The organism is Curtobacterium sp. UNCCL17 (genome assembly GCF_000686685.1).
GTDB lineage: Bacteria > Actinomycetota > Actinomycetes > Actinomycetales > Microbacteriaceae > Curtobacterium > Curtobacterium flaccumfaciens.
In genome coordinates, this window is the sequence record NZ_KK366001.1 from 244,553 (window position 1) to 261,724 (window position 17,172).

The 17,172-nt window shown below is 72.8% G+C and carries 13 protein-coding genes and 1 tRNA gene; 11 read left to right on the plus strand and 3 right to left on the minus strand.

The annotated features are described in order from the left end of the window. Positions 1-70: 70 nt before the first annotated feature. From BR70_RS22375 to BR70_RS0111035, 3 genes are all read left to right on the plus strand, one after another. The gene (locus BR70_RS22375) at positions 71-751 is read left to right on the plus strand and encodes a GntR family transcriptional regulator (RefSeq protein ID WP_027466110.1); all 681 of its coding nucleotides are present in this window, start codon (positions 71-73) and stop codon (positions 749-751) included. A 201-nt stretch (positions 752-952) separates the two neighbouring features. Then, the gene (locus BR70_RS0111030) at positions 953-2,239 is read left to right on the plus strand and encodes an LCP family protein (protein WP_231495691.1); all 1,287 of its coding nucleotides are present in this window, start codon (positions 953-955) and stop codon (positions 2,237-2,239) included. A 501-nt stretch (positions 2,240-2,740) separates the two neighbouring features. Continuing rightward, positions 2,741-2,830: transfer RNA gene (locus tag BR70_RS0111035), tRNA-Ser, on the plus strand. A gap of 149 nt (positions 2,831-2,979) precedes the next feature. On the opposite strand, the gene BR70_RS0111040 is transcribed toward BR70_RS0111035, so the two are convergent. After that, positions 2,980-3,984 (minus strand): LacI family DNA-binding transcriptional regulator, encoded by a 1,005-nt coding sequence (locus tag BR70_RS0111040; protein ID WP_051596849.1) that lies wholly within the window; start codon positions 3,982-3,984, stop codon positions 2,980-2,982. 116 nt (positions 3,985-4,100) lie between these two features. Between BR70_RS0111040 and BR70_RS0111045 the strand changes: the two genes are divergently transcribed. The 5 genes from BR70_RS0111045 to BR70_RS0111065 all read left to right on the plus strand — a co-directional run bounded on the left by BR70_RS0111045 (position 4,101) and on the right by BR70_RS0111065 (position 11,214). Next, positions 4,101-5,318 (plus strand): Gfo/Idh/MocA family protein, encoded by a 1,218-nt coding sequence (locus tag BR70_RS0111045; protein ID WP_027466113.1) that lies wholly within the window; start codon positions 4,101-4,103, stop codon positions 5,316-5,318. After that, positions 5,315-6,319 carry a sugar phosphate isomerase/epimerase family protein gene (locus BR70_RS0111050; RefSeq protein WP_027466114.1) on the plus strand — a complete coding sequence of 335 codons (1,005 nt, stop codon included), beginning with the start codon at positions 5,315-5,317 and terminating at the stop codon, positions 6,317-6,319. Before BR70_RS0111045 ends, BR70_RS0111050 begins: the two co-directional genes overlap by 4 nt. 202 nt (positions 6,320-6,521) lie before the next feature. Further along, on the plus strand, positions 6,522-7,526 hold the full coding sequence (locus BR70_RS0111055) for an AAA family ATPase (RefSeq protein ID WP_051596850.1): 1,005 nt from the start codon (positions 6,522-6,524) through the stop codon (positions 7,524-7,526). After that, positions 7,526-8,857 carry a DUF58 domain-containing protein gene (locus BR70_RS0111060; RefSeq protein ID WP_027466116.1) on the plus strand — a complete coding sequence of 444 codons (1,332 nt, stop codon included), beginning with the start codon at positions 7,526-7,528 and terminating at the stop codon, positions 8,855-8,857. The genes BR70_RS0111055 and BR70_RS0111060 overlap by 1 nt, the downstream gene beginning before the upstream one ends. Positions 8,858-8,862: 5 nt before the next feature. Beyond that, complete coding sequence (locus BR70_RS0111065) at positions 8,863-11,214, plus strand: transglutaminase TgpA family protein (protein WP_155896869.1); 2,352 nt, start codon at positions 8,863-8,865, stop codon at positions 11,212-11,214. 145 nt (positions 11,215-11,359) lie between these two features. Here BR70_RS0111065 and BR70_RS20595 read toward each other — a convergent pair whose 3' ends face one another. Both BR70_RS20595 and BR70_RS0111075 read right to left on the minus strand, forming a co-directional pair. After that, positions 11,360-11,962 carry a TetR/AcrR family transcriptional regulator gene (locus BR70_RS20595; protein ID WP_051596851.1) on the minus strand — a complete coding sequence of 201 codons (603 nt, stop codon included), beginning with the start codon at positions 11,960-11,962 and terminating at the stop codon, positions 11,360-11,362. A gap of 247 nt (positions 11,963-12,209) precedes the next feature. After that, positions 12,210-12,971, minus strand: coding sequence for a trimeric intracellular cation channel family protein (locus BR70_RS0111075; protein WP_027466118.1), 762 nt, complete (start codon positions 12,969-12,971; stop codon positions 12,210-12,212). Positions 12,972-13,040: 69 nt separating this feature from the next. On the opposite strand from BR70_RS0111075, the gene efeU reads away from it, so the two are divergent. The 3 genes from efeU to efeB are packed head-to-tail and all read left to right on the plus strand — an operon-like array spanning position 13,041 to position 17,162. Continuing rightward, positions 13,041-14,669: an iron uptake transporter permease EfeU gene (gene efeU / locus BR70_RS20600; protein ID WP_051596852.1), complete on the plus strand. Its 1,629-nt coding sequence runs from the start codon at positions 13,041-13,043 to the stop codon at positions 14,667-14,669. Continuing rightward, positions 14,656-15,879, plus strand: a complete 1,224-nt coding sequence (gene efeO, locus BR70_RS0111085) for an iron uptake system protein EfeO (protein WP_027466119.1) — start codon at positions 14,656-14,658, stop codon at positions 15,877-15,879. Before efeU ends, efeO begins: the two co-directional genes overlap by 14 nt. Then, the gene (gene efeB / locus BR70_RS0111090; protein WP_027466120.1) at positions 15,876-17,162 is read left to right on the plus strand and encodes an iron uptake transporter deferrochelatase/peroxidase subunit; all 1,287 of its coding nucleotides are present in this window, start codon (positions 15,876-15,878) and stop codon (positions 17,160-17,162) included. The genes efeO and efeB overlap by 4 nt, the downstream gene beginning before the upstream one ends. Positions 17,163-17,172 lie beyond the last annotated feature (10 nt).

Here is a 17,172-nt window from a genome sequence, read left to right on the forward strand (position 1 = left end):
CCGGCGACCACGATCCACGGCAGCGACCGCCCTCGCCTCGGGGGTGCCGCCCGTGCGTGAACCTGGGGTGATGGAGCACACTCCCACCCGAGCCGGGGCCGACGGCCTCGATCCCCACGGCCTGCGGCGCAGTCTGCTGCGCGACGCGGTGTTCCTGCGACTGCTCGACAACGTCCTGCGGGGGGAGTACCGCCGTGGGCAGCGGCTGCGGCTCGACACCCTCGCATCGGACATGCGGGTGTCGCGCACACCGGTGCGCGAAGCCCTCGTGACCCTCGAGTCCCTGCAGCTGGCCAGTGTGCAGCGGTACGTCGGTGTCGTGATCGCGCAGTGGTCGGTCGACCAGATGATCGAGCGACTGCGGATCGCCCAGGCCCTGCTCGTCGATCCGCCGTCGAACTCCGTGGGGTACCACGACCGGTTCGACAAGGCGTGGCTGCGCGAGTGCTGGACCGAAGCCGGTGCCTTCGTCGAACTCGGGGCCTGGTACCTGCGGCGGCGCGGGTCGTCGGTCAGCGGTGACTGGTTGCTGTCGCAGCGCATCGTGCTCGACATGTTCTTCACCGACGACGTCGCCCTGGCGAACGGGATCGATGCGGTGGTCGACCGGCGACGACGGGTCGAGATCGTCGAACGGGCCGCGGACGCCGCGGAGCGAGACGCCCTCGACGACTGCGCCGCGGCGCTCCTCGACCTGTCGTCGGCCCTGATCGCGCTGCCGGACCGCTTCCGGGTGGTCGTGTCGGGCTGAACCGGCGGCGGCTGCGGATCCGCTCAGGTCCGCGTCCGCCGCCGTGGTCCGCAGGTCCCGCCGCCGCGCAGTGAGCGGTGGCGGTGCCCCTCGCACTGGATCGTCAGGCAACGTCGTGGCAGCCTTGACCGGTTGCCGTCCCCGGCGTGTCCACCGACGACAGGAGTGCCCGTGAACGATGTCCGCGATCGATCCCACCGCTTGAACCGAGCACCCGGGATCGCACGGCACGGACGTCTGCGGCGCTCGAGCCCTCTGGCGACCGCTGCCAAGACGGTGTCCGCCGTCGTCGCAGTGGTCCTGGTGAGCTCGGTCTCGGTGACGGCGATCGCGGCGAAGCAGGTCACGGACGACCTCGGTGACGGCGTGGAGATCCAGGGCCAGCCCGCACCGCAGGCGCAGGGTGGTGCGAAGCCGCTCAGCGCCTTCACGGGCGGGTTCAACATGCTCGTCGTCGGCACCGACAACGACCCCGACCAGAGCGCGGCGTTCGGGGAGCGTGACGCGACCCTCAACGACGTCAACATCCTGCTGCACGTCTCGGCCGACCACACCAACGCGACCGCGGTGAGCATCCCGCGCGACCTCGTCACGCCGATCCCGGCCTGCAAGAAGACCGACGGCACGGGCACGGCCCCGGCGATGGCCGCGCAGCCGATCAACACCTCGTTCGGCGAGGGTGGCCTGAACTGCGTCACGCAGACGGTCGCCGGGCTGACCGGACTCGACATCCAGTACTCGGCGGCGGTGTCCTTCAAGGGTGTCATCGAGATGTCGAACGCGATCGGCGGTGTGCCGGTCTGCGTCGCCCAGCCGATCACCGACTCGTACACCGGGTTGAACCTGCCCGCCGGCACCTCGACCCTGCAGGGTGACGAGGCCCTGGCGTTCCTGCGCACCCGGCACGGGGTCGGCGACGGGTCGGACCTCGGCCGGATCTCGAGCCAGCAGGTGTTCCTGTCGTCGCTGCTCCGCACCGTGAAGTCGAACGACACCCTCGGTTCGCCGGCCCGCCTGTACAAGCTGGCCCGGGCGGCGGCGTCGAACATGCAGCTGTCCCAGAGCCTGAACGACATCGGGACGATGGTGCAGATGGGCCTGGCGCTGCGGGACCTGCCGCTGGCGCAGGTGAACTTCGTGCAGTACCCGGGCACCACGGGCGGCACCGGTGTCTACGAGGGCAAGGTCGAGCCGACGACGTACCTGGCCGACCGGCTGTTCGCGAAGATCAAGGCCGACCAGTCGTTCTCCCTCGGGGCCAACAGCACGGGCATCGGGTCCGAGACGAGTCCGACGCAGCCGAGTCCGACGCAGCCGAACGCGGCACCCTCGTCGCCAGCGGCTGCGCCGGCGCCCGCGACCCCCGCGACGCCGGCAGCGCCGTCGTCCGCCGCGCCGCGCACCCCCTCGGCGACGCCCGAGACCATCGACGGGCTCGAGGGCCAGTCCGCCGACCAGCAGACCTGTTCCAAGGCGTTCGGGTACTGAGGCGCGGCGCGGGCGCGGTCGGCTGCGCCTCGCCCCTTTCGCGAAAGCGACAGACTGCCGCCGAACATCCGCGGCCCTCTGTCGCCCTGGCGCCAGTGACGGCCGAGCTCCGCAGCGCAGTGTCGCTTTCGTGGGCCCAGCCGTTGCCGTGCGTGCGTGCGCCGGGACGTCAGCAGTGCACCCGCCTCGAACGCAGAAACGGGGGCGCGGTGGTGGGCCGCGCCCCCAGGGGAGTCGCTCCCCGCCGGGCGCCACGCGATCGGGCGCGCCGGGCCCGCACGGGGAACGACGTCGGGTGCTGTGTCGCGACGACGGGGACGAGCCCCGGAACGTGATTGCCGCGTCCCGATGATGCTATGCAGTGGGGTACGCCCCGACAACCCCCACGTGTCCCCACTTCGGGGGACCGAGTGCGACGGGTCGTGCCACGCGCGGGCGTGCGTCGGGTCGAGAGTGGCGCGGTCCTCCTGTATGGTGGTCGCAGCGCTCGCGAGAGTGCTTGGAGACGTCGCATAGTCCGGCCGAGTGCACCACCCTGCTAAGGTGGAGTCCCCTTTGAGGGGACCGAGGGTTCAAATCCCTCCGTCTCCGCACTCCACGAAAGCCCGGTCCGATCGGACCGGGCTTTCGTCGTTCCCGGGTGCCGCGCATCGCGGCTTGGCGGCGCGGTCACCTCGCACCCGGCCTGGAGGCCCGGCGCAACGCCGCCCCGCCGGCGTCGGCCCCGGGGCGGTCACCACTCAGGCGCGCGGCGGCCCCGTCGTCGACCGCACGACGAGCGTCGGTGGCACGAGTGTCCTGATCGGATCCGTCGGCGTCCCCGCTGCGGCGCCGATCCGCTCGACCAACCGCGCAGCCGCCAGGCGCCCCACCTCGTCGTTGTGCGGGTCGACCGTCGTCAGGCGCAGCAGGGGTGATGCGGCGAGCGGGGTCTCGTCGTTGCCGATCACCGAGACGTCCTGCGGCACGCGGAGTCCGGCTTCCTGCACGGCGGCGATCGCGCCCATCGCCATGACGTCGTTCGCGGCGAACACCGCGGTCAGGTCGGGGTGCTCCCGGAGTGCGAGCCGCATGCCCTCGTAGCCGGTCGTCTCCGAGGTCGGGCCGGAGCCGTAGACCAGCGGCTCGATGCCGGACGCGACCAGCTGCGCGACGGTGGCCTCACGGCGGACGGCAGCCGGGCCTCCCGAGCCGGTGACGTGGGCGATGCGGTGGTGACCCAGGCCGATCAGGTGATCCGCTGCCAACCGCCCGCCGGTGGCTTCGTCGGAGGCGACCACGTCGAGTCCGCCCGGTACGTCCTCACGCGCGCCGGCGATCACGACCGGGGTGTCGGCGGGGACGACGACGTCGGGGAAGCCCTCGGCGGCGAGCACCACGCCGTCGACCCGCAGGGAGACCAGGTCGTCGAACGGGGACGAGTCGAGGTGGGCGTTGGCCCGGGTGTCGGCCAGGGTGAGGCGGAGCCCGTGCGGGGTGAGGGCCTCGCGGATGCCGTCGAGCATCGGGACGTACCAGGGGTTGCGGAAGTCGTCGACGATGACCCCGATGGTGCGGGTCCGGGTGCCGGCGAGGATGGCGGCGGCGCGGTTCGGGCGGTAGCCGAGTTCCGCGACGGCGGCGAGCACCGCGGAGCGGCGGGCCGGGGAGACCCCGGGATCGTCGCGCAGCACCATCGACACCAGGGACTTCGAGACGCCTGCGCGTGCGGCGACGTCGATGATCGTCGGCGGGCGAGGGGTCACGCTGAGCCTTTCCGGCACGGTGCTTGACAGGACATGGGCTGGTGCGGCTACAGTCTACCGACACGTTCTGGAACGTTCCAGAATCGGGATCCAGCGACCTTCTCGAAGGAGAGAACATGAGCGACAGCATCGGCGTCGCCGTCATCGGCGCGGGCATGGCGGGCAAGGCCCACATGGCTGCGTGGCGGAACGCACCCTCCCTCTTCACCGCGACGCTGCCGCCGGTCCGGCTCGTCTCGGTCGGGGACGTCTACGAGCCCCTCGCCGCCGAGGCCGCACGGCGCTTCGGCTACGAGCGGCACGACACCGACTGGCGGGCCATCGCGGCGGCGGACGACATCGACGTGGTGAGCGTCGTCGTCGCGAACACCCTGCACCGCGAGATCGTCGAGGGGCTGCTCGCCGCCGGCAAGCACGTGCTGTGCGAGAAGCCGCTGTCCGACTCGCTCGACGACGCACGCGCGATGGCGTCCGCCGCTGCCGAGGCCGAGCGGCGCGGGGTGCTCGGCCGCATCGGGTTCACCTACCGCCGGGCTCCCGGGCTCGCGGCCATCAGGGAGCTCGTCGAGGACGGCACGCTCGGCCGGGTCCTGCACGTCTCCGGCCGGTACTGGACCGACTACGGCGCCTCGCCCGACGTCCCGTACTCGTGGCGGTTCGCGGGGGAGCCGGGGTCCGGCGCGCTCGCCGACGTCGGCTCGCACCTGTCCTACGTCGCCGAGTTCCTGGCCGGCCCGGTCCGGAGCGTCAGCGGTGGGACGTTCACCACGTCGATCACCGAGCGCCCCGTCGCCGCCGGACACGCCCTGCGGGGGCAGGCCGTCCCGCTCACGGGTGAGACCGCGGCCGTCGGCAACGACGACTACGCCACGTTCAGCGCACGGTTCGGTGACGGCACGGTCGTCGGGTCGCTCGAGGCCTCCCGCGTCGCGGCCGGGCACCCGAACGGCCTCGTGATCGAGGTGTTCTGCGAGCGCGGCGCCGCCCGCTGGGACCAGGAGCGCGCCTCCGAGATCGGCCTCGCGCTGCAGTCCGACGGCTCGCGCACGGGTGGGTACCGACAGGTCGTGCTCGGCCCGGACCACCCCTACGTCGCGGGCGGCATGGCGATGGACGCCCCTGGCGTCGGCTGGGGGCAGAACCAGATGTTCGAGTACCAGGCGCGGGCGTTCCTCGACGAGATCGCCGGGCTGACCGGCGCCGTGCCCGACGCCCTGCCCGCGAACGCCACGTTCGACGACGGCGTGCACAACATGGAGGTCCTCGACGCCGTGGCACGGTCCGCAGCGGCCGGAGGCGCCACCGAGACGATCAAGGAAGCAGTGACGGCATGAAGCTCGGTCTCTACAACGCGATCCTGCACGACCGGCCCCTCGCCGACGCACTCCGGGTCATCGCTGCCAACGGCCTCACCGGCATCGAGCTGAACACCGGCGGGTTCCTGCCCCCGGTGCACGTGCCCGACATCGACGCGATCCTGCAGGACGACGGGGCGCGTGACGCGTTCCTCGCGCAGTTCGCGGGGACCGGCGTCGAGATCGCCGGGCTCAACTGCAACGGCAACCCGCTGCACCCCGACCCGGCGATCGGTCCCGCGCACGCCGAGGACGTCCGGCGCAGCATCCGCCTCGCGGCCCGCCTCGGGCAGGACCGCGTCGTGACGATGTCCGGGCTGCCGGCGGGGGAGCGGGGCGGGACGCGGCCGAACTGGATCGTGAACGCCTGGAACTCGGCCGCGCTCGACGTCCTCGAGCACCAGTGGAGCGTCGCGGTGCCGTTCTGGCAGGAGATCGACGCCCTGGCCCGGGAGCACGGCGTCAAGGTCGCGCTCGAGCTGCACCCGCAGAACCTCGTGTTCAACCCGGCGTCGATCCGGGAGCTCGTCGAGCGCGGCGGGCTGACCAACGTGGGGGTGGAGCTCGACGCCTCGCACCTGTTCTGGCAGCAGATGGACCCGGTGGCGGTCGCCCGCGACCTCGGTCCGCTCGTGTTCCACGCCGCCGCGAAGGACGTCAGGATCAACCCGCACGCCGCGATCAACGGGGTGCTCGACAACTCGTTCCGCCGGTTGTCGCCGGACGAGTCGCGCACGAACCTCGGCGGCGACGAGTGGGCGAACGAGTGGCCGAAGCCGTCGGCGTGGGACTTCGTCGCGCTCGGCAAGGGGCACGACGAGGTGTACTGGACGACGTTCCTCGAGGCCCTGCGTGCGATCGACCCGGACATGTGGGTGAACATCGAGCACGAGGACACCGAGCTCGGGCGCGAAGAAGGGGTCGCGGTCGCCGCGCGCGTGCTGCGCGCCGCGGACGCGGCGCTGGCGCCCCGGTCCTGACCGTCCGTCAGCTGACCCGGTCACTGCCTGGAGGCCCGTGGGCCGTTCCGCGCACGGGGTGACGGATCGGCGTGTGGTGGGTCGTGCCTCCCGGCCCCACCACGCGCGGATCGGCCACCGGTGCGCGGAACGACCAGTCCGTGCACCCGTACCGGGTGCTGTCACCGGCCCGATGTAGCATGCACGACACCTGTCCCCGACGATGGAGCCCTGCGTGCCGGACCCGACCGACCCCGCCTTCCCGCTCGAACACGTGCGGGCGGTGGGCGACGACATCGTGGCCTCCGTCGCCACGGTGATCGACGGCAAGGCGGAAGCCATCCGCACGGCCCTGACGGTGATGCTCGCCGAGGGGCACCTGCTCGTCGAGGACGTCCCCGGCGTCGGCAAGACCGTGCTCGCCAAGGCGCTCGGCGCCTCGGTCGGCGGGTCCGTGAACCGCATCCAGTTCACCTCGGACATGCTGCCGTCCGACGTCACGGGCGTGAACATCTTCGACCAGTCGTCCGGCACCTTCCGGTTCTCGCCCGGCCCGGTGTTCGCGAACGTGGTCATCGGCGACGAGATCAACCGCACCAGCCCGAAGACCCAGTCGGCCCTGCTCGAGGCGATGGCGGAGTCGCAGGTCACCGTCGACGGTGTCACGCGCCCGCTCGACCGGCCGTTCATGATCGTCGCGACGCAGAACCCGATCGACATGGAGGGCACGTACCCGCTGCCCGAGGCGCAGCGGGATCGCTTCATGGCGCGCATCGCGATGGGCTACCCGAGCGTCGACGCCGAACGGCAGATGCTCGCGAACCGCGGCGGCAGCGACCCGCTGTCGCGCCTGCGGCCGATCGTCGACGTGACCACGCTGCGGGCGATCATCCAGACCGTCGCCGGGGTGCACATCGCCCCCGACGTCGAGGCGTACATCATCGCGATCGTCCGGTCGACGCGCACCCACCCCGACCTCGTGCTCGGTGCGAGTCCCCGCGCGACGCTGCACCTGGCGCAGGCCGCGCGTGCGCACGCCGCCCTGCTCGGCCGCCCGTTCGTCACCCCCGACGACGTCGCGACGCTCGCCCCGATCGTGCTCGCGCACCGGCTCGTGCCGGTCGCCCGTGGGCTCGGCGGCACCGGCGAGGACACCGTGCGCGAGATCGTCGTCCGGATCGTCTCCGACACCGCCATCCCGTTCACGGCCACCCCCGTCCGCTCCTGATGGCCGGTCCATCGGCACCGCCGTCGCTGCTGCGACGCGTCGGTGCCGCGCGGTCCACGGCGGCACGGTTCGGCCGCCGCGGGCTGTCACTGGCACGCCGCACCCCGTTCCCGCGCCCGACGATCCGGGGCTGGACGGTCATCGCCGTCGGCATCGGCCTGGTCGGCGGCGGCCTGGTCGGCACCACGAGCGTCGCCGTCACGGCCGGCCTGCTGCTGCTCGTGCTGGTCGTGCTCGGCATCGCGATGGCGTTCGTGGTCGCCACCCCGCTCCGCGGCAGCCGCAGCACCGCTCGGGCGATCGTCCAGGTGGGCGAGGTCTACCGGGAACGCATCACCCTCGGCAGCACCAGTCTGCGGATCGGCCCGAGGGCGACGCTGCTCGTGCGCGAACAACTCGAGGACGCCTTCGCCAGCCTGGCCGAGGCGGAGACCTACGCCGAGGTCGGGCCGAACCTGCCGCCGGCCGTGCTCGACGTGGAGGCGCTCGCGATGCACCGCGGCCGGACGCTGGTCGGCCCGGTGACGATCCGGGTGGAGGACCCGTTCGGCCTGCTCCGGATCGACCGTCCCGTCGTCCCGGCCGAAGAGGTCGTCGTCGTCCCGGCCTCGGCACCCCTCGGGGCGATCGACGCCGGGGCGCTCGCCGGTGCGGTGTCGGCCGACGAAGGCCGGGTCGGACAGGGCGGCTCCGCCGACGACAGCGAACTCCGCCCGTACCGACCGGGCGACCCCATCCGCCGGGTGCACTGGGCCCAGAGTGCACGGCGCGGTGAACTCCACGTCCGCCAGACCACCCAGGCCCAGCCGCCCGAGGCCGTGATCGCCCTCGACGTCCGGCGCGAGTCCTACCAGCGGCTCGGTCGCGAGGACCTCGCCGAGCTCTCCGACCTGGGCGGCGACCAGGCCTTCGAGCACGCCGTCGTGGTGGCCGCCAGTGTCGCCCGGGCGCTCGCCGCCCGGACCTCCCGCGTCGTGCTCGTGTTCGACGGTCCCGAAGGCGCGACCCGGCACGCGGGCGACGTCGGCGGGCTCACCGACGTGCTCGTCGGGCTCGCCGACGTCCGGCTCCGCTCCGACGCGCGACAGGTGACCGACGTCCTGCCCGAGGTCCGGGGCCGCGACGTGCACGGCATGACCGCCGTGGTGACCGGCACCTGCACCGCGGACGAAGCCGCCGAGCTCGTCAGCGCGACCAGCGGGTCGAGCCGCGGCATCCTGGCGACGATCGTGCCGCCGGACCCGGCCGTGCGGGGCATCCTCGACCGTGGCGGCTGGCGGACCCTCGTGGTGCCGGTCGTCGGCGCGACGCCGTCCGGAGCCGCACGGTGACCGGGGTGAGTGCACCCGCGCGTGGTCGTGCCGACGTGCGCGAGATCCTCGAGCGCGACGACGACCTGCGTGACGTCCCGAGCGCCTGGGTCGTGGCCCTCGCGCCGGTGCCCGTGCTCCTCGCCGCACTCGCCATCCGGCCGCTCGTGCAGGGCATCGCCTGGTGGGCATCGGGCGTCGTCGTCGTCGCCGTGCTCGTCGCCGTGATGCTCGCGGTGCGCCGCCAGACGCCCGGCATCCGCTTCGTCGTCCTGGTCGGCACCGTCATCGCCTGCTCGTGCGCCGCCGCCCTGGTCAACGACATCCAACCGCTCGGGTGGCTCGACGCGGACGGGGCCCTCGGGGAGACGCTCGCCGCGATCCGCCTGAACCCCGCACCGCTGCCGCAGACCGACGCGATCCGGCTCGTGGTCACCGCGTCGATCGGCTGGGTCGCGGCGGTCTCGCTGTTCCTCGCCGCCATCGCGCGGATCCCGTCGCTCGCCGCGGCACCGGCCCTCGTCATCCTGATCGTTCCGGGTGTCATCACCGGGCAGCCCGCCGGCACCCCGCTCGTCATCGCCACGGCGGTGGCGTTCCTCGCCCTGCTCTGGCTGTCCGTCCGCCCCGTGCAGCGCGCACTGCCGGCCGCCGTGGTCGGGGCGATCGGGCTCGTCGTGGCCATCGGGCTGCCGACGATCGTGCCGCTCAACGCCAGCTGGTTGTCCGGCGTGACCGGTGCGATCCAGTCGCCGATCCAGCCCGGACGGCCCGGCACCCTGCTCGAACTCGGCAACGACCTGCGCCGCCCGAGCGAGCTCGAGGTGTTCCGCTACCGCTCGTCGGACGGGCAGCCCGAGTACCTCAAGCTCGCCGACCTGGACGAGTTCGGCACGGGGGACTGGGTGCCGACCGTGACGAACGCGGCCGAGGCCGACACGGCCGACGAACAGCAGTGGGCCGAGGGCGTCAACCCGCGCCTCGCGAGCCGCGGCGACGTGACCGTCCGGATCACCGGGCTGTCCAGCACCTACCTGCCGGTGCCGTCGGGTGCGGTGTCGATCGAGTCGCAGTCCACCAACCTCGACCTGTCGCAGTGGCGGTGGATGGGGAACTCGAGCACCGTCCGGTCGACCGGAGCCGCGACCGCCCGCGGTGCGATGTACGAGGTCTACGGGGCCTCGACCTTCGCCAACGACTACCTCGACGCGGTCGCAGCCTCGGGGGCGCTCGCCCGCTCCGACGGCCGTGGCTTCCGGGAGCCCAGCCGCCAGCAGCTGCGCACCGACCTCGCCCTGCCCGACGACCTGCCGGCGAACATCTCGACCACCGCGACCCGGGTCGCCGCAGCCGCGACCGACGACTACGGGCGGGCACGGGCACTCGAGCAGTGGTTCCGCAGCGACCTGTTCACGTACTCCGAGACCGCCCCCGTCGAGCAGGGGTACGACGGCGACAGCATGGACGTCGTCTCGACGTTCCTGAAGGTCCGCGACGGGTACTGCGTGCACTTCTCGTCCGCGATGGCCGTGATGGCCCGCACGCTCGGCATCCCCTCGCGCATCGCGGTCGGGTACCGGGCCGGGTCCCCGCAGCCCGACGGCGAGTACGCGGTGTCGAACCGGCAGCTGCACTCCTGGCCCGAGCTGTACATCCGGGGCGCGGGGTGGGTCGCCTTCGAGCCGACGCCCGACTCCGACGAGGCCGCGCCGTCCGAGGAGCCCTCGGCCTCGCCGACCGCGGCGGCACCGGAGACCCCGCTGCCGGCTCCCGAGCAGACCACCCCGGCGCAGGATTCCGCGTCGCCGACCCCGTCGGCCTCCCCGGCGCCGGGTGCCGCGGGTGCGTCCGGCTCCGGCGACGCAGGTGGCCCCGTCGGGCTGCTCGTGGGCCTGCTGCTCGTGCTCGCGGTCCTCGTCGCCCCGGGCCTCGTGCGCGCAGTCCGCCGCCGGTCGAGGCTGTCGGCGATCGCCGCCGGCCGGTCGCCCGCCGTGCAGGCCTGGCGGGAGTTGCTCGACGACGTCGCCGACCACGGGTACGCCCCGGGCATCGCGCCGCCGGGTGATGCCGCCGCCGTGGCCCGGACCGCCCGAGCCGTGCTCGGACGACTCCGGCCCGGGTTGCCGGCGTCGGTCGTGCCCCACCTCGAGGCCACGGTCGACGCGGTCGACCGGGAGCGCTTCGCCGCCGACGGGGTCGCCTCGGTGGACACTTCGGCGTTGGCGCGTCACGTCCGCGAAGCTCGTGCCGCTCTCGACGCGTCGGTGCCCACCCTGCGAGTCGTCCGGTCGCGCCTGCTGCCGCCGAGCCTGCTGCCGTCGTCCGCCTGGTCCCACGACGGGCCGAAGCCCCGCCGTCGCGATCGTCGCACGGCCTGACGCGAGCGCGCGTGCGCACCGTGCGAGCCTCGCACCGTGCGAGGGGTGCGCCGAGTGGTGCGAGGTTCCGTACTCCGTGCGACCGGCGCGGCCCCGCACGGACTACGGAACCTCGCACCGTTCGAGCGGGGCGCCGCGCCGGGCGTCAGCGCCGGCGGACGACCGCCTCGACCAGCGTCGCGACGAGCTCGCCCGGGTCGACCCCGGGCACCGCCGGCGCGTCGAACACCAGGCCGACGTTCGCCCCGATGAGCACGGTCGCGAACTCCTCCGGGGTCATGCCGACGTCGACCTCGGGGTGGGCACCGAGCCACAGCCGCACCAGCTCGAGCACCCCGTCCTGCAGGACCCGGCGCTGCCGGATGAACTCGGGCAGGAACTCCGGGTGGCGCACGGCGTACCCGCGGAACGCTGAGAGCAGCGCGAACTGCTCGCTCTGGTCGTGCTGGCCGAACGCAGCGCGCAGGACGTCCCCGACGTCGACGGCGGCGATGTCGGCGTGCACGAGCTCCTGCAGCGAGCCGAGCACCAGGTTCGTGGACCGCTGCATGACCTGCGCGAGCAGGTCTTCCTTGGACGAGAAGTTCGAGTAGACCGCACCCTTGCTGAACCCCGCGCGCGCGGCGACGTCGTCGAGCCGGGCGCCGTACACACCCTGTTCGGCGAAGACCGCGGCTCCGGCGGCGAGCAGGCGTTCCCGGACCTCGGCACGCGGGATGCGCTGGGTGGGGGAAGCGTCGTCGCTCATCGGTTGTTGCTCCGACCTGTGCTGGTGGTCGTCGGGGAGAGCATCGTGGTGGAGACCTGCCGCGCCGCGCGTCTGATCCCGCGCGGCATCAGCGAAGCCCCCATCCCCACGTCTGCTCGGAACCGGCGCGTTCGGGTCGCGTCGGTGCTGTGCGGACAGCGTTCACCGGGATCATCCCCGGTAGAACTGCCAGGACGATACCCGGCGGTACTGATCGTAGCGTCGCGACGCCGCGGATGACAGCCCCTCAGTCCTCGTGCTCTTCCCGGACACTGCCGGCGCCGGTCCGACGGCCCGGACGCCGGAGCAACCGGAGCGCGTCCGGTCGCAGGCTCCGACCCCGCCGGAGCAGCGAACCCAGGGTCGACTTCGGCTGCCACTCACGGCCGTTCGGCAGCCCCCAGCCGCGGCGGACCGCTCCCCAGCGGAGCCCGAGCGACAGGGTGATCGCGAGCAGGATACCGAGCGACGGCGACCCGAGCGCCGAGGCGATCACCATCACGGCCGACGCGGCGACGGCCACGGTGGCGTACAGCGCGTTCCCGCCGAACACCGCCGGCACCCGCCGCAGCAGCAGGTCGCGCATGGCCCCGCCGCCGACCGCGGTGATGGTCCCCATGATGATCGCGGCCGGCCATTCGAGCCCGGCGTCGTAGGTCCGCTGCACGCCGACCACGGCCCAGAACCCGATCACGGCGGCGTCGAGCACGGTGAACAACCGGTCCCACGTCACCTCGGAGAACGACACGAGGAACGCGATGAGCGCCCCGGCGACGGCGACCGGCACGTACAGCGGGTCGACGAGCGCGACGGGTGGTCCGTTCTGCAGCAGGGTGTCGCGGAGCATCCCGCCGCCGAGTCCGGAGACGAACCCGACGACCAGGAACCCGAACAGGTCGAAGTCCATCGCGCGGGCGATGGAGCCGCCGAGCAGGGCGGACGCGAAGACCCCGGCGAGGTCGAGCACGTTCGTGACCGACGCCAGGCCGTCGACGGACAGCAGGTTCATGAGAACCATCAAACATCACGTCGCACGACTGGCGGGCCGTTCGGCGGTTAGGTTAGCCTCACCTTCGTCATGCTCGCCACTCTCGTCATCGGTCTCCGTGAAGGCCTCGAAGCCACGCTCATCGTCGGCATCATCGCCGCGTTCCTGCGTCGCAACCGCGTCCCGCTCACCCCGATGTGGTCGGGCGTCGGGCTCGCGGTGCTGCTCAGCATCGCCGTCGGCTTCGGGCTGCAGGCTGTCGAGCAGGCGCTGCCGCAGGCTCAGCAGGAGGGCATGGAGGCGGTCATCGGCATCGTCGCCGTCGTCTTCGTCACGGGCATGATCGTGTGGATGCGCACGCACGCGCGCACCCTGACGGCCGACCTCGAGGCCAGTGCCACCGCGGCGCTCGGCCGGGGCACCGCCTGGGCACTCGCCGGCATGGCGTTCCTCGCCGTCCTGAAGGAGGGCTTCGAGACCTCGGTGTTCCTCCTCGCCACGTTCCAGGCGTCGTCGGACACCGGCCTCGCCGCCCTGGGTGCCGTGATCGGCATCGCGGCCGCGGTCGTCGTCGGCTTCGGCATCTACACCGGTGGCGTCCGCCTCAACCTGTCGCGGTTCTTCACCGGCACCGGGGTCTTCCTGGTCTTCGTCGCCGGCGGCCTGGTGCTGACCGTCCTCCGCCGCGCGCACGAGGCCGGCTGGATCGTCATCGGCCAGCAGCGCACCGTCGACCTGTCGTGGCTCGCCCCGAACGGTTCGGTGCAGGGCGCCCTGGTCACCGGCGTGCTCGGCATCCCGCCGGACCCGCGGGTCATCGAGGTGCTCGGCTGGTTCCTCTACGTCGTCCCGGTGCTGGCCCTGACCCTCTGGCCGCGCGCCTGGCGTCCGTCGCCGGACCGCGTGCCCCGGGTGCGCGCCGTCGTCGCCGGTGCTCTCGCCGTGGCCGCAGCGGCGCTCGCGATCGCCGTGCCGACGGGCGGGGTCGACCTGCCCCGCACGACCGCGGTCAGCGGCGACGCCAGCTCCGTCTCCGCCAGCGTCGACGGTGCGTCCGGTGTCCTGCGGGTGGCCGGCGCCGGAACCGGCCAGGAGGCCCGGATCACCCTGCCGACGTCGGCCCACCGCCGCGTCACCCGCGCGGGCGTGACCGCCGACCGGTGGCGCGTCGTGCAGGACGGCGCCGGTGTGCAGGACGGGGCCGGTGGGCAGGGGAGCGGTGCCGACCGTCCGTCGACGCTGACCCTGGACGACCTCGTCACCCTGTTCGGCCGCCTGCCCGTCGGGGTCTCCCCGTCGACGAACCCCGGTCCGTTCGCGGCCCGCTGGGCCGTGCGCGACACGGTGACCCTGTGGACGGTCCGCGGTGGGGTCCTGGACGCGACCCGCGACGAACGCGAGGTGCTGACGCTGAGCGGTGGGGGCCTCCCGTCCGCGCGAACCACGACCCTGGACCGCACCGTCTGGTCCGTCCCCGACGCCCGCGTCGAGCGGTCGGCCGCCTCGGTGGCCGCTGCGGACTCGCGATCAGCCGACCTGCTGCTCTGGAAGGCCTGGCTGCCGATCGCCCTCGGCGCCGCGGCCGCCGTGCAGGCGCTGCTGGCCCTCCGTGACCGCCGTCGCCGGCGACTCCCCACCGTCCCCACCCCCGAACCCGTCCCCGCTCGTGGCCCTCCGGCCGCGGACCCTGCAAGGAGCACCGACCATGTCCTTCGGTAAGCCCGTCCGACCCCTGATCACCCTGGGCGCCCTCGGCGCCGTCACCGCCCTCGCACTCACCGGTTGCGCCGGTGGGTCCGCTGAGGCCGGCGGCTCCGGCTCCGGCGACGCGAAGGTCTCCCGCGTCACCATCACGCTCACCAACGACGGGCAGGACGCCTGTGCGGTGTCCTCGACGAAGGTCCCCGCGGGCCCCGTCACCTTCACGGTGAAGAACGAGTCGTCGACCGCGATCACCGAGGTCGAGCTGCTGCAGGACCAGCGGATCCTCGGCGAGAAGGAGAACCTGGCGCCCGGCCTCGACGCCGTCCGCTTCACCGCCACGCTGACCGGCGGGAAGTACCAGGTGTACTGCCCCGGCGCCGAGACCGAGCTGACGGACTTCACCGTCACCGGCAAGGCCGCGTCGACCGCGAACAGCAGCGCCTCGACCCTGCTCCGCGACGGGACGAAGGGCTACGCGACCTACGTCGACGGCCAGGTGACCGACATGGTCGCCGCGGTCCAGCAGCTGCAGAAGGACATCGACGCCGGTGACCTCGACGCGGCGAAGACCGACTACGCGAACGCCCGCCCGTTCTACGAGCACGTCGAGAGCGACGTCGACGGCTTCGTCAAGAAGGGGTTCAAGGCCACCGACAACGCGGGCAACCTCGACTACCTGATCGACATGCGCGCCTCGAACCTCGACCCGGCCGTCGGCTGGAGCGGGTTCCACGCCGTCGAGAAGGACCTGTTCCAGGCCGGGAAGATCACCGCGTCGACCAAGCAGACCGCCGCGGACCTGACCGAGGACGTGCAGCTGCTCGCGAAGCTCGTGCCGACCCTGGACTACAAGCCGGAGGACCTGGCGAACGGTGCCGCCGGGCTGCTCGAAGAGGTGCAGTCGAACAAGATCACCGGCGAGGAAGAGGCGTACAGCCACATCGACCTCGTCGACCTCGCCGCCAACGTCGAGGGTGCCCGTCAGGCCTTCGCGTACCTCAAGCCGGGGCTGACCAAGCTCGACCCGACCCTGACGAAGCAGATCGCGAAGCAGTTCGACGCCACGAACACGCTGATGGACGGCTACCGCGACGCCGATGACCTGGGCGGCTTCGCCAGCTGGGACGCCGCCACCAAGAAGTCCGACGCGAACACGATCTCGCAGCAGATCCAGGCGCTCCAGGACCCGCTGTCCCGCCTGGCCGAGAAGGTCGCGACCGCGTGACCGAGCCGGACGAGGCACCCCGGGCGAACGTCTCCCGCCGCGGGCTGTTCGGCGCGGGCCTGGCCGTGGCCGGTGCCGGGGTCGGCGCCGCAACGGGCATCGGCGGCGCCACCGCGGCGACCGGCGTGAACCCGTTCACGGCGGCGACGAACGGTGATGAGTCGATCGACCTGTCGCAGAGCCAGCCGTTCTACGCCACCGCGGCACGGCAGCCGCAGGGCGGGATCCGCACCACCCCGCAGCGGTACTGCGTCTACATGACGTTCGACCTGTCGACCACCGTCACGACCGACCTGCAGGTGCTCCTCGCCCGCTGGTCGGCCGCGATCGCCCAGCTGCAGGCCGGCAAGACCGTCGGCAGCGTCGAACCGGCGCACGGCAACGGGGTCGGCGCCGACACCGGCGAGGCGCTCGACCTCGGGCCCGCGTCCCTGACCGTCACGGTGGGGCTCGGCCCCGGCGTCTTCGACGAGCGCTTCGGGCTGGCCGACCGGCGCCCGGCGTCGCTCGCCGACATCCCGACGCTGCCGAGCGACAACCTGCAGCAGGGGCTGACCGGCGGCGACCTGTCCCTGCAGGCCTGCGCCGACGACCCCCAGGTGGCGTACCACGCGGTGCGCGACCTGGCACGGATGGCCCGCGGCACCGCGACCGTCCGCTGGACCGTGCTCGGCTTCGGCCGGGCATCGGCGGGACCGCACCAGAGCACGCCCCGCAACCTGATGGGGTTCAAGGACGGCACGCGGAACATCACGACCGACGCCGACCACGACCGGTTCGTCTGGCTCGACCGCGACGCCGGGTGGATGGCGGGCGGCAGCTACCAGGTGGTGCGGAAGATCCGGATGAACATCGAGACCTGGGATGCCGACGTCGTCAGCGACCAGCAGCGGGTGTTCGGGCGGACGAAGATCCAGGGCGCACCGCTCTCCGGCGGACAGGAGCACACCACGCCGGACTTCCACGCGAAGGACGACGACGGTGCGACGAAGATCGACGCGACGTCGCACATCGCCCTCGCAGCGCACGAGGCGAACGGCGGCGTGAAGATCCTGCGGCGGCCGTACAACTACACCGACGGGCTCAACGAGTACGGCCAGCTCGACGCCGGGCTGCTGTTCATCGCCTACGTGAACGACCCGGACCACTTCACGCGGCTGCAGCGGAAGCTCGGCGCCTCGGACCGGCTGAACGAGTACGTCTCGCACATCGGCTCCGCGGTGTTCGCCGTCCCGCCGGCACCCCGCAAGGGCTCGTACATCGGCGAGCAGCTGTTCCGGTGAACTGAGTCGC

What these genes read in the sequence shown, in the direction of transcription:
- BR70_RS20595 (WP_051596851.1), bottom strand. Translation starts at nt 11,962, where the DNA reads ATGAGCGACGACGCTTCCCCCACCCAGCGCATCCCGCGTGCCGAGGTC.
- BR70_RS22375 (WP_027466110.1), top strand. Translation starts at nt 71, where the DNA reads ATGGAGCACACTCCCACCCGAGCCGGGGCCGACGGCCTCGATCCCCAC.
- efeU (WP_051596852.1), top strand. Translation starts at nt 13,041, where the DNA reads ATGCTCGCCACTCTCGTCATCGGTCTCCGTGAAGGCCTCGAAGCCACG.
- BR70_RS0111060 (WP_027466116.1), top strand. Translation starts at nt 7,526, where the DNA reads ATGGCCGGTCCATCGGCACCGCCGTCGCTGCTGCGACGCGTCGGTGCC.
- BR70_RS0111050 (WP_027466114.1), top strand. Translation starts at nt 5,315, where the DNA reads ATGAAGCTCGGTCTCTACAACGCGATCCTGCACGACCGGCCCCTCGCC.
- BR70_RS0111075 (WP_027466118.1), bottom strand. Translation starts at nt 12,971, where the DNA reads ATGAACCTGCTGTCCGTCGACGGCCTGGCGTCGGTCACGAACGTGCTC.
- BR70_RS0111045 (WP_027466113.1), top strand. Translation starts at nt 4,101, where the DNA reads ATGAGCGACAGCATCGGCGTCGCCGTCATCGGCGCGGGCATGGCGGGC.
- BR70_RS0111055 (WP_051596850.1), top strand. Translation starts at nt 6,522, where the DNA reads ATGGAGCCCTGCGTGCCGGACCCGACCGACCCCGCCTTCCCGCTCGAA.
- efeO (WP_027466119.1), top strand. Translation starts at nt 14,656, where the DNA reads ATGTCCTTCGGTAAGCCCGTCCGACCCCTGATCACCCTGGGCGCCCTC.